The sequence below is a fragment of the Pseudolabrys sp. FHR47 genome (genome assembly GCF_005153485.1).
Taxonomy (GTDB): Bacteria; Pseudomonadota; Alphaproteobacteria; order Rhizobiales; family Xanthobacteraceae; genus Pseudolabrys.
On record NZ_CP039740.1, the window covers coordinates 1,479,179 to 1,491,173 of the forward strand.

Consider the following 11,995-nt stretch of genomic DNA (forward strand, 5'->3'; position numbering starts at 1 on the left):
CGTTGCGCTTCAAGCGCCGGCAGTGCTTACCGAACGAGGATGATCGGCGAGAAGAACGCCCACCAGGGAATTGTGAACTTCGAGATGTCCATTGTAATCGATGAAGCCCAGTTTGCGGAACTTGTTCATGAAGTGGCTGACGCGTGAACGGGTGGTCCCGATCATTTCCGCGAGAGTCTCTTGACTGATCTTCGCCACAATGGGTTCGGCCTTGCCGTCTTTTCCAAAATTCGCCAGCAGCAACAACAGCCGCGCCAGCCGCTTTTCAGTCGAATTGAAGAGCTGATCGACAAGGTCCTCTTCGACCCGGGCATTCCTGGCCAGAATATGTGAGACAAACATCTGCGAGAAGGCGGGCTCATCAAGAAGGACCCGTTGCAGCTCCTTCTTGGAGACCCGCATCAACTCACATTCCGTCATCGCCGAGGCTGTGGCCAAACGTTTTTCCTGCCCGATCAAGCATCCTTCTCCGACGAACTCGTCTCGCCCCAGAAGTGCGACGATGGCTTCCTTGCCTTGCTTGGATATGACGGAAACTTTGACTTTGCCCTTCTTGATGTAGAAGACGGCGTCGGCATCGGCGCCTTGGGCGAATACAATTTCTTTCTTCGAATATTTGCAGATGTCGCGGCCGACGCCTGTGGTCGTCAGAAACGCAGACGGATTGAACGGCGCGCGTGCACCGGGGGCACCTTTCTTGGCGGGTGATCGGGATTTCGGCTTGCTGGGCATTGTCGCTCTTTCCGTTCATACGGAGTTCATTCGCGGCCGCCGTCCGCGTGGCACGGTGTCTAGTATGTTACTTTGTATCAGAAATATGCGGGCTGAGGTTATTCAAATCCCATAGACCGGTGCGCATTGGATCGCCGGCGTGAACCTCGCCCCTGCGCGCATTTGACCCGCAACAATCGGAAAACATGGTCTGTTTGGAACAGCTATTGGTCGGGCCATGGTTCACCCTGTCATGATCACCGGATAGTTCAGGCAATGGTGGCTGAGAGACAGTACCGCGCTCCCGCCCGTGATTCAGGGAGGTAAAGATGAATTTCGCTCATACCGACGACGGATGCTTCGACGACAGCGCACTCCTTGTGATGGGAGCCGCATTCGATCAGGCCTGCCTATCGCTGCGCCATCTTTCGCGTGACTATCAAACGCGCGAGTTGCTGGCGCTACGCATTATTGGAGCGGCCATACGAGGCGAGCGCGATCCTATTCGTCTCTGTTCGTACGCCATGATCGGCTTTCATGTCGATGACCGTCCCAAACTGATGACAGCGCAGGCCTATTTGCCCCCCAGCCCCGTCTGCGCTGCGGTCGCGCGCGTTGCGTGACCAACGGGCCCGGCCAGCACCCCCTGGCCGGGCCCTGAACATTGCAAGTGTCACCCGCGGAAGAAGATCGCGGCTCTGTGCCGGGAATCGGTCATTCGGTGGCGCTGTTGCCAAGCGGCTCGCCAGTTCGACCGCAGACTCGCTCCAGTTCTGGTCGCTGGTCGGTAACCTGTTCGGGCGGAAGGCGGCGGGCGACAAGATGGTGGCCGAAAAATGACCCGGTAAGCCGGGTTCCACAGGCGCCGACCCCGGGTATTCACCCGGGCGGCGCCGCGCTAATATCCCCGGCGCATGATCGACGCCCGGATTCTGTTCGCCAGAGGGAAGGCAGCCCTGGACATTGCGGGACCGACAATCGGTTCGGTCCCGCTCATGTTTGCGCGTGGTTTGGCGCGGGCGGCTGTGCCATTGACCTGGATGTCGCTGGGCTTTGCCACGGTGGGCGCGATTGCCGCGACCGCGGCGTATCTACCGCTGCATCAAGGTCGCTCGGCCGTTGCGCCGCAGCCGGTGGTTTCCAAAGCGCCGGGCACGTCGCCGCGCGCCTCCGATTTTGCCGAGCGTTGGCACGACGAGTGGGTCCAGCTTGCCGGCCGCGTCGGCGTACCGTCGCAAATGATGCAGAGAAGGCGCTACGACAGTTCGCTGTGGGTCGCCACACCGTCGCCTTATGCATCGCGTTTCACGCGCAATGATGCGGGCAGCATGACTGTCGCAACGCCTTTGCCGCTGCCGCGGCCCGATGGCATGACGCGGCCGGTTGTCGCCGCCGTCACGCAGCCAGCGAACGAAACGCGCCTCGCGTCGCTGCCGCCGCAACCGGAGCCGCCGGCGCAGCCGTCCGAGCCCGGTATCCTCGATAAACTGTTCGGCGATCCGGACCGCGCCGCGAAGGACCTGCTGGCCGCTTATCCCAGGACGGTGCTGTACGACATCACCAAGCGTGCCGTTTATATGCCGGATGGCACCAAGCTGGAGGCGCATTCGGGATTCGGCGAGTGGATGGACGATCCTGAATCGGTGCACCGCAAGAATGTCGGCGTGACACCGCCCAACGTCTATGCCGTCAGCTTCCGGGAAAAGCCGTTCCATGGCGTTCGAGCCTTGCGCATGAAGCCGGTTGGTGACGGCAAGATGTATGGCCGCGACGGCATCCTGGCGCATTCGTTCCTGCTGGGTGAGGCGGGCGCGTCGAACGGCTGTATCTCCATCCGCGAGTACGACACGTTCCTGAAAGCGTACGAGGACGGGCACTTCAACCAGATCATCGTCGTGCGCAGCATCGACGAGCCGCTGCCGCGCTTGCTGGCGAGCGCGCAATAACAGGGCCGGTCGCGGGTTTCCCGGTCCGCGGGAGCCGAAAAATATCCCCAGCCCGGTTCCGGCGTTAACCAATTCTTAACGAAACCGTTTTCCGGCCCGGCCGCCCGGCTATCCTCGTACCGTCGAGGAGCAGCCACGATGACGACCCGGATGGCGGCGGTCAGGACCGCATTCAGCAATTTCGCCTCTCGCGACTTTTCCGTCGCGCGGAAAGCGCTGCGTGTGGGCGCCAAGGGTGCGTTCTTCGTTTTTATGGCGTTCATGATCGTCACTTACGCCGTGTCTGTCAGCCAGAGCGCGCCGCCGCCGCCGGAGCCGCCGGCGGAAAAACTGTATTCCTGATTGCCCGGTATCGGCTTGCGATCCTGTTGCGCCGCAGCTTGACGAGCGCCCTGCGCCCCGACAGGTTGCCCGCTCTCTCCTTGATCAGCCGGGGCTCACCGTGACCGCCGATACCGTTGCCGACACCGCCAATCCGACCCGTTTTGCCGCCGCCATCGCCGAGTTGCAGGCGGCGTTCGGCAACCGCGTCGTCACCTCCCGCGCGGTCCGCGAGCAGCACGGCAACACGGTGACCTGGATCGTCAACCAGGCGCCGGACGCGGTGGTCTATCCGCAGTCGACCGAAGATGTGCAGCGGGTCGTCCTCATCTGCGCCAAACACGGCATGCCGATCATTCCCTTCGGCACCGGTTCGTCGCTCGAAGGCCATGTCAACGCGCCGCAGGGCGGAGTGTCGATCGACTTCCGCGACATGAACCGGCTGGTCGCGGTCCATGCGGAAGATCTCGACTGCGTCGTGCAGCCCGGCATCACGCGTAAAGAGCTGAACGAGCAACTCCGCGACAGCGGTCTCTTTTTCCCGATCGATCCCGGCGCCAATGCCTCGCTCGGCGGCATGGCGGCGACGCGCGCCTCCGGCACCAACGCGGTGCGCTACGGCACCATGAAGGACAATGTGCTGACCATGAAGGTCGTGCTGGCGAACGGCGAGGTGATCGACACCGCGCGCCGCGCCAAGAAGACCTCGGCCGGCTACGATCTGACCCGGCTGATGGTTGGTTCGGAAGGTACGCTCGGCATCATCACCGAACTGACGCTCAAGCTCGCCGGCATTCCCGAAGCCATCGCCGGCGGCCGCTGTCCGTTCCCGTCGGTCGAGGCGGCCTGCAACGCCACCATCATGACCATTCAGTCCGGCATTCCGGTGGCGCGGATCGAGTTGCTCGATGCCTTGCAGGTGAAGGCGCTCAATATGGCGTCCAAGACCGGATTGCCGGAAACCACATTGCTGCTGATGGAATTCCACGGCAGCGAAGCTTCCGTCGCCGAGCAGTCCGAGCGCTTCGGCGAGATCGCGGCGGAATTCGGCGGCGGGCCGTTCGTATGGACCGCGCAGGCCGAGGAGCGCACCAAGCTATGGGAAGCGCGGCATAACGCCGCCTTCGCCAATTTCCAGCTCCGGCCCGGTGCGGCGATGATCGCGACCGACGTCTGCGTGCCGATTTCACGGCTGGCCGACTGCGTGACGGAAACACAGGCCGATCTCACGGAAAACAACATGGTCGCGCCGATCGTCGGCCATGTCGGAGACGGCAATTTCCACCTGACCTTGCTGGTGGACTTGACCAGCGCCGACGAGGTGGCGCGCGCCAAGGCGATTTCCGACCGGCTGGTCAAGCGGGCGCTGGCCATGGACGGAACCTCGACCGGTGAGCATGGCGTCGGCCAGGGCAAGACCAAATACATGGAAGCGGAACACGGCGCCGCCGGCGTCGAGGTGATGCGGGCGATCAAGCGGGCGCTCGATCCGCTGAATATCCTCAACCCGGGCAAGATGCTGCCGGCCAGTTGAGCGTTCATTCCGGGTTCGCGCTACGGGCGCCCCGGAATGACGAGCAAGCGACATAGAATTGCCAACGGAAACCGCGAATAATGGCTTATATTGCCATGCGGTAAGGGCGCGCCGGCCGGGGGGCCGCGGCGTGCCGCGGGAGTTGGCGTGCAGACAACACTTCTCAGCGTGGCGGTTGCGATCATCCTGGCGCTGGTGGCGGCGCTGGTCGGACCGCTGCTGATCGACTGGAACGGCTATCGGCCGTTTTTCGAGGCGCAGGCGAGCCGCGTGATGGGCGCCGAGGTACGCGTCGCCGGCCCTATCGACCTGCGCCTGCTGCCGTCGCCCCGGCTGACACTCAACGACATCCAGGTGGGCGCGAGCCCGTCGGTTGCCCAGGCCAAGCCGCAGCCGGAAGGTGCTTCCGTCAAAGCGCGCTCGCTCGGCGTCGAGTTCGCGCTCGGGCCGCTGATGCGCGGCGAATGGCGGGCCACCGAGTTCACAATCAGCGGTCCCGAGGTCCATCTGATTGCCGATGCCGCCGGCCAGGTGAGCACGCCCGGCATCGCATTCGCGTTCAATCCCGGCGACCTCGCTATCGAGAAGCTGAGCATCGAGGACGGCAAGTTCAGCGTCGCCAATCCGGATGGCGGCGCCGTGACGCTCGAACGCCTCTGGTTCAACGGCGATGCGCGCTCGCTGATCGGCCCGCTGAAAGGCGAGGGCGCGGTCACGATCGATAACGAGCTTTATCCCTTTCGTCTGTCGACCGGCCGCTATGGTGACGACGACACGCTCAAGCTCAAGATCAATATCGATCCGGTCAACCGTCCGCTCAGCATCGAAACCGACGGTGTTTTGTCGCTGAAGGACGCACCGCAGTTCGAGGGAACGCTCAGGCTCGCCAAGCCCGTCGGCATCGCGCAGAAGAGCGGCGGCGGTCTGACGCAGCCATGGCGCATCACGGCGAAGCTGAAGGCCAACGCGCAGTCGGCGCTGATGGAGCAGGTCGAGTATCTTTACGGCACGGACGAGCAGGGCGTGAAGCTCACCGGCGTCGCCGATTTCAAGTTCGGCAAGGAGCCGCGTTTCGACGGCGTGCTGTCGGGACGGCAGGTCGATCTCGATCGCGTTCTGGTCTCGGAAGGCGGCGTGCGCCCGCCACCGGCCGCCGCCATTCGCGAACTGATCGAACTCGGCAGCGGTGCCTTCGCGCCGACATTCCCGATCGCTGTCGGCATCGGCATCGATCAGGTGACGCTCGGCGGCGGTGCCGTGCAGAACCTGCGCGGCGATATCGTCAGCGATGCGCGTGGCTGGAATCTCGACCGCTTCGAGTTCCGCGCGCCGGGCTATTCGCGCGTGCGGTTGTCCGGCCATCTGGCCGTGGACACGAATGGCGTTGCCTTCAGCGGCCCGGCCGAAGTCGATGCCAACGACCCGAAGATGCTGGCCGCCTGGCTCGAGGGGCAGGCCGACAAGGCAAAGCCGCTGGCACCGATCGATATCAGTCCGATCAGCATCCGCGGCGACGTCACGCTCGGCAGCGAGAAGATCGCCATTGAAAACCTGAAAGCCGAGTTCGATCGCAAGGTCGTGGCGGGCCGCTTCGCCTATGTGTTCGCCTCGCGTCAGGCGCAGGCCCGGCTCGATGCCGCGCTCAATGCGCCCGAACTCGACCTCGACGCCACGCTCGGTTTTGGCATGGCACTGATGTCCGGCTCGTCGCTGGAGCGGCCGCGCAACATGACGGTCGCCATCGACATCGGCCGCGCAACGGTCGGCGGTTTCACTGCCAGCAACGCGAGCGCGCGGCTCAAGGTGGACGGCAACGGTTTGCAGATCGACAAGCTCGCCGTCACCGATCTCGGCGGCGCGGCGTTCTCGGCAAGCGGCCGTATCGACACCAGTGGCGCAACGCCGCTCGGTAGCATCAATGTCGACCTCAATGCGCCGGAGATGGAACCGGTGCTGGCGGTGTTGCAGCGTTTCGCGCCGGGTGCCGTCGCCGCTCTGAGCGACAACGTGCCGACGATTTCGCCGGCCAATCTGCAGGCGAGGCTCACGATCGACGGCACGGCGCCGAAGGCCATCGCGCGCGTTGCGGTCGGCGGCCGGCTCGGCCGCCTGCGCGTCGCGCTCAATGGGCAAGGCAACGCCGATGCCGATGTGCTCAGTCGCGGCGACCTCAAGATCGACGGCAAGCTCGACTCCGAAGACGGTCGCGCGCTGATGACTGTGCTCGGCCTGAGCCGGTCGTTCAGTATCGAGCCGGGGCCGGCTGCGCTGGCGGTCTCTCTGAACGGCCCGGCCAATGGCGACCTGCGCGCCGATCTGCGGCTCACCGCCAAAGGACTGGAGGCGAAAGCCGCGGGCACCGCGCAACCTTTCGCGGCAACGCCGTCGGCATCGTTGCGCGCGACGATCGCGCGGGCCAATGTCGCGCCGCTGCGCGGGCCCGGGCGGGACGATGCCGCGCTGCCGGTGACATTCGACGGACGTGTCGCGTTGAAAGGCGGCGACGTATCGATCACCGACATCAACGCCACTGTCGGCGGCAGCCGCGTGCGCGGCAAGCTGGCGCTGGGTCCAGGCGCGCCGCGCCAAGTCTCCGGCGAGATCGAAGCCGATACGGTCGATACCGGCGGCCTCCTGGCCGCGGCGATCGGCATGCCGGAGACGGCAACCGGTCCGGGCAAACTCTGGCTGTGGTCGACCGAGCCGTTCGGCGAGGGCGTGTTCGGCAATCGCGCGGGCACCGTGACCTTCAAGGCGCGGCGTCTTGACGTGACGCGCCAGATTGCGGTTCGGGAGTTCCGTGCCGTGCTGCGCATGGCCGATCGCGAGTTCACGGTCGACGAGATGAGCGGCGATATCGGCGGTGGCGAACTTGGCGGCTCGATGACGTGGCGTGACACGGATCTAGGTCTGACCACCAAAGCGGAGCTCTCGGTGAAAGGCGCCGACGCCGCGACCTTGCTGCCGTCGGGGGCGCGTCCGCCGATCACCGGCAAGCTCGATCTGGCGACTGAGGTGAGCGGCTCCGGCATGAGCCCGATCGCGCTGATTGGCTCGCTGCAGGGCGGCGGTACGGCGACGCTGACCGGCGGTCAACTGGCGGGACTGAACCCGCAAAGCTTCGATACGGTCACACGGGCCGTCGATCAGGGCGTCGTCATCGACAACAAACGCATCGCCGGCATCGTCGAAGGCGCCCTCGACAGCGGCCAACTCGCCGTGTCGCGCGCCGACATCGCTTACACGATCAACGCCGGCCAGTTGCGCCTCACCAAAGCCACGGTCGAGAGCCGCGATGCCGATCTCGGCATCACCGGCGAAGTCGATCTGAGCGAAGGAAGGCTGGACGCGCGCATCGTCCTGTCCGGCGCGAACAAAGCCGCAGGGGCCCGGCCGAATATCTTCATGGCCGTGCGCGGCCCGATCGCCGACAGCTCCCGCAGCGTCGATGTCTCGGCGCTGACCGGATGGCTGACGTTGCGATCTGTCGAGCATCAGGCGCAACGCCTGAAGGCGCTCGAAGCTGCGCAACCCAAGCCAGCGCCCATGGCTCCGCAGCAATCGCCGGCGCCCGCTCCGCCTGCACCGCCGACCGCTGCGGCTGACGAAACCTCCACCAGCGCCGTGCCTTCAACGGCTTCACGGCCTCCTTCTGAAAAACAAATGGCGCCGGCATTGCCGGCGCCACTCGATATCAGGTCAGCGCCAAAGCCCGCCGGCGTGGCCGCCCCGACTGCGCCGACGCTTAGCCCACAAAACTGACGCGTTGCGGCAGTAAGCCTTCGCGCATCTGGTCGGATTCTTTCCGCGGCTCGTTGCCTTGCGCGCGATAGTAATCCAGCACGAAAAGGCGGATGGCCGACGACAGATTGCCATGGCGGCGGTCGGTATCGATCGACGCCACCAGGTCCGACAGCGTCATCTGACGCAGCACCGCGATCTCCTTGAGGCCCTGCCAGAAGGCGTCCTCAAGGCTGACACTGGTCTTGTGGCCGGCGATGACGATCGAACGCTTGACGACTGGAGAGCTCATGGACGTTCTCCCGTGGTGATCTTGTGTCCGTCGAGGCTGCGGATTTGTTGTTCGCGTCGTGCGGCATCGAGAGCGCGATCCTGCTTTGGGCGACCATGGGCCAAACGTTGGGCATGAGCTTGCTGCTCGTCCAATTGGCGTTTGGCCCGTTTACGCGCGGCCCGCAGGTTTACGATCTCCGTCATTCATTCCTCCGCCGGTGCCCTGCGGAGCTTCCGTCCGCCATTTGAAATCCTCGTCTCTCGATATTTGAGTCGAGAAGGGCTTCTTTTGGATACATTGGGAAACACTATGGCAAAAATTCAATACACGGTTAGTTGATTATAATAATCCTCAGACAATCGCATTCAGAAAGACTTATTTTTTTGCCCTATAGCCAGATAATTACACAGAATAAATTTGAATATACCTCTGATATTCTTCGAATAATACTTTAGCTATTCAAATATATCGTATGAATATCCGCCAATAAATTTGCGGCTTAATAATATAAAAAACGGAATTTGTCAGTGGAATAGTATCTGGATACGTCGCAATAACATGTTAGATAAATTCTAAGCTACGAATATAGCCTTAAGCAATGCGGGGTGGGCGCGCAAAAACATTAAGAACACTGTCGATCGTCCATCGCGGATCGCAGCCCGTCGTCGGAATGTCCTTGCAGAATAGTAGATTATTCTACGCCGGGTCGCGTCATCTTGTCGGGCTGGACGATCCGGTCGAAGTCCGCTTCGGAGACAAAGCCGAGTCGAACAGCCTCATCGCGAAGCGTCGTTCCGTTGGCGTGAGCCGTCTTCGCCACCTGGGTGGCCTTGTCGTAGCCGATGTGGGGAGCCAGCGCCGTCACGAGCATCAGTGAGCGCTGCATCAATTCGGTAATGCGTGCGACATTGGCCGTGATGCCGACAATGCAATTCGTCGTGAAGGAATTCGCGGCATCGCCGAGCAGCCTGATCGACTGCAGCATCGCATTGGCCATGACCGGATTGTAGACGTTGAGCTCGAAGTGCCCCTGGCTGCCGGCGACGGTGATCGTGGCCTGATTGCCGAAGACCTGGCAGCAAACCATAGTCAGTGCCTCGGACTGGGTCGGGTTGACTTTGCCCGGCATGATCGACGATCCGGCCTCGTTGCTCGGCAGATTGAGTTCGCCCAGGCCCGACCGCGGACCGGAGCCGAGCAGGCGGATGTCATTGGCGATCTTGAACAGCGCGGTTGCCGCGGCGTTGATGGCGCCGTGAGCGAAGACGTAGGCATCGTGGGCCGCCATGTGCTCGTACTTGTTTTCGGCGGACACGAAAGGAAGGCCCGTCAGTCCGGCAATGCGGGCCGCGAACTTCTCGGCGAACTCCGGATGGGCGTTGAGGCCGGTGCCGACGGCCGTGCCGCCCTGGGCGAGCGGCATGAGATCGCGCAGCGCATCCTTCAGCCGCGCCACTGACGACTTAACCTGCGCCGCATAGCCGGAAAACTCCTGGCCGAGCGTAATGGGCGTCGCATCCATGGTGTGGGTGCGGCCAATTTTGACGATATCCGCGAACTCATTCGTCTTGGCCTCGAGCGCCTTCTGCATGGCCGTCAGCGCGGGGATCAGGTGATGCTGGATGCGCAGCGCCGCGGCAATGTGCATTGCGGTCGGGTAGCTGTCGTTCGACGACTGCCCCATATTCACGTGATCATTGGGATGAACCGGCTTCTTGGCGCCGAGCGTGCCGCCGAGTGCCACATTGGCGATGTTGGCGATCACCTCGTTGACGTTCATATTGGTCTGCGTGCCGGAGCCGGTCTGCCAGACCACCAGCGGGAAATGGTCGTCGAGCTTGCCGTCGGCGACGTCCTGCGCCGCCTTGACGATGGCGTCGGCGAGTTTGGCATCGATGAGGCCGAGGTCGCGGTTGACCTCCGCGGCGGCGCGCTTCACCAGCCCGAGCGCGTGGATGATTTCGATCGGCATCCGCTCGGCGCCGATGCGGAAATTGCGCAGCGATCGCTCGGTCTGCGCGCCCCACAATTTATCGGCAGCGATATCCAGCGCGCCGAAGGAGTCGCTCTCGCTGCGGGTGTTCTTTACGGGATCGGATGTGTTGGCCATGCCGAACACTTATAGCGGACGAATGCCGGGGCAAGCCCGCCTCGCCCGAAATGTTCGGGGCCGCGGCTATTTCTTGCGGAAACGGTCGAGGCGGACCACTTCGCCGCCGCCCGGCGGTTTGTCGGGTTTGGAATCGTCCGGCTCGCCCGCGGCAGCCGGCGTGATCGGCGTCACGGCGGGTGTTAGTGGAACCGAAGGTTGCGCCGGCTTCGGCGCGGCCGTCTCGTCTTTGATCGCGGCCGGTTTGCCAGCGGCGGTCTTGGCCGTGGTGACCTTCGCCGCGTCGTCCCTGGTCGGCTTGTCCTGGGCCGGCTTGCCCTGCGGCTCCTGATCCTCGGTAACCTCTTCGAACTGAAGGCCGAACTGGACCGACGGATCGAAGAAGCCGGTTACCGCGGCGAAGGGGATGTAGAGCTTTTCCGGGATGCCGCCGAACGACATGCCCACTTCGAAGCCGGCATCGGTGACCGCCAGATCCCAGAACTGGTGCTGGAGGATGATGGTCATGTCCTCCGGGTACTGTGCGCGCAGACGATCGGACAGGCGCACGCCCTCGGCCTGGGTCTCGAACGAAATGTAGAAGTGATGCTCGCCCGGCAGTCCCTTTTTCGCGGTGTCGGCGAGTACGGCACGCACGACGCCGCGCAGGGCCTGCTGGGTCAGAAGGTCGTATCGAATGTGGTCGGCCATGAAAGTCCCGGGACTTGGGCTTGAAGACTTGGGCTTGAAGACGTGGGCTTCAAAAGAGTCGCCACCATCGTAGCGCAAATGGCGCGCGGGCGGGAGCGCCGCCGTATCGCATTGGCGCGATTGTCGCTTTTCGCGGAGAGGCCGTCTGGTGGGCGGAATGAAAGTGGAGGCTTCTGTTGCCAGGTGCCTCCGAACCCCGCCTAACGGAGCTTATCCCGTTAGGACTTGTAGGCTTGGTTTTTCAGGACCGCTTAGGCGGCCTGAGCAACCGGAGCATAGTTGTCGTTGGCAACTATGAGATTGGCCCGATAACGGCGGAACCGTGCCGAGCGAAAGATCGCCTTTTACGCCCTCGTCGATCCTAGTTCGCCCCCGCCGGTGTCGCCCACAAGGTCCGTCCTTTCGGGTAGGACCGGCCCCGCCTCAACGAACGGGTGCCTGGTATGGCGAGCGACACGGGTGGAGGCGCCGGGTACTGCCCCCGGGTCCGAAAGGTTTATTGTGACGTCCGTTTATCGCCATAGACCGGGTTGCCCCGGCACTTGCCAATATAAGGCGGTTTGGCGCCGAGGGTAAGGGTCAACCCGTCCCTCCGCCGGTAAATGGCGGGAAACCGCGCCGGAAAGGGGCACAGACCGCCGAAATTTCGCTTTTTCCGCGATCCGGCT

The 11,995-nt window shown here is 63.3% G+C and carries 10 protein-coding genes and 1 other RNA gene; 5 read left to right on the top strand and 6 right to left on the bottom strand.

Annotated features, from left to right (window positions below):
• Positions 1–9 precede the first annotated feature (9 nt).
• Positions 10–732 (bottom strand): Crp/Fnr family transcriptional regulator, encoded by a 723-nt coding sequence (locus E8Q40_RS07310; protein WP_137043756.1) that lies wholly within the window; start codon positions 730–732, stop codon positions 10–12.
• 308 nt (positions 733–1,040) lie between these two features.
• Between E8Q40_RS07310 and E8Q40_RS07315 the strand changes: the two genes are divergently transcribed.
• From E8Q40_RS07315 to E8Q40_RS07335, 5 genes are all read left to right on the top strand, one after another.
• Positions 1,041–1,334 carry a hypothetical protein gene (locus E8Q40_RS07315; RefSeq protein ID WP_137043757.1) on the top strand — a complete coding sequence of 98 codons (294 nt, stop codon included), beginning with the start codon at positions 1,041–1,043 and terminating at the stop codon, positions 1,332–1,334.
• 402 nt (positions 1,335–1,736) lie between these two features.
• Complete coding sequence (locus E8Q40_RS07320) at positions 1,737–2,657, top strand: DUF2778 domain-containing protein (RefSeq protein ID WP_205995721.1); 921 nt, start codon at positions 1,737–1,739, stop codon at positions 2,655–2,657.
• A gap of 138 nt (positions 2,658–2,795) precedes the next feature.
• Positions 2,796–2,999, top strand: a complete 204-nt coding sequence (locus E8Q40_RS07325; protein ID WP_137043759.1) for a hypothetical protein — start codon at positions 2,796–2,798, stop codon at positions 2,997–2,999.
• Between the two features lie 100 nt (positions 3,000–3,099).
• Positions 3,100–4,512: an FAD-binding oxidoreductase gene (locus E8Q40_RS07330; RefSeq protein WP_137043760.1), complete on the top strand. Its 1,413-nt coding sequence runs from the start codon at positions 3,100–3,102 to the stop codon at positions 4,510–4,512.
• A gap of 147 nt (positions 4,513–4,659) precedes the next feature.
• Complete coding sequence (locus E8Q40_RS07335) at positions 4,660–8,274, top strand: AsmA-like C-terminal region-containing protein (protein ID WP_137043761.1); 3,615 nt, start codon at positions 4,660–4,662, stop codon at positions 8,272–8,274.
• Here the strand turns inward: E8Q40_RS07335 and E8Q40_RS07340 are convergent.
• The 5 genes from E8Q40_RS07340 to ssrA form a co-directional block, all read right to left on the bottom strand.
• Positions 8,258–8,545, bottom strand: a complete 288-nt coding sequence (locus E8Q40_RS07340; RefSeq protein ID WP_137043762.1) for a ribbon-helix-helix domain-containing protein — start codon at positions 8,543–8,545, stop codon at positions 8,258–8,260. The genes E8Q40_RS07335 and E8Q40_RS07340 overlap by 17 nt on opposite strands.
• Entirely contained in the window at positions 8,542–8,730 is a 189-nt protein-coding gene (locus E8Q40_RS07345; protein ID WP_137043763.1) for a DUF4169 family protein, read from the bottom strand. Before E8Q40_RS07345 ends, E8Q40_RS07340 begins: the two co-directional genes overlap by 4 nt.
• Positions 8,731–9,218: 488 nt before the next feature.
• Entirely contained in the window at positions 9,219–10,637 is a 1,419-nt protein-coding gene (gene fumC / locus E8Q40_RS07350; RefSeq protein WP_137043764.1) for a class II fumarate hydratase, read from the bottom strand.
• A gap of 66 nt (positions 10,638–10,703) precedes the next feature.
• Complete coding sequence (locus tag E8Q40_RS07355) at positions 10,704–11,327, bottom strand: SspB family protein (RefSeq protein WP_137043765.1); 624 nt, start codon at positions 11,325–11,327, stop codon at positions 10,704–10,706.
• Between the two features lie 162 nt (positions 11,328–11,489).
• Positions 11,490–11,907, bottom strand: a transfer-messenger RNA (tmRNA) gene (ssrA, locus tag E8Q40_RS07360).
• Positions 11,908–11,995 lie beyond the last annotated feature (88 nt).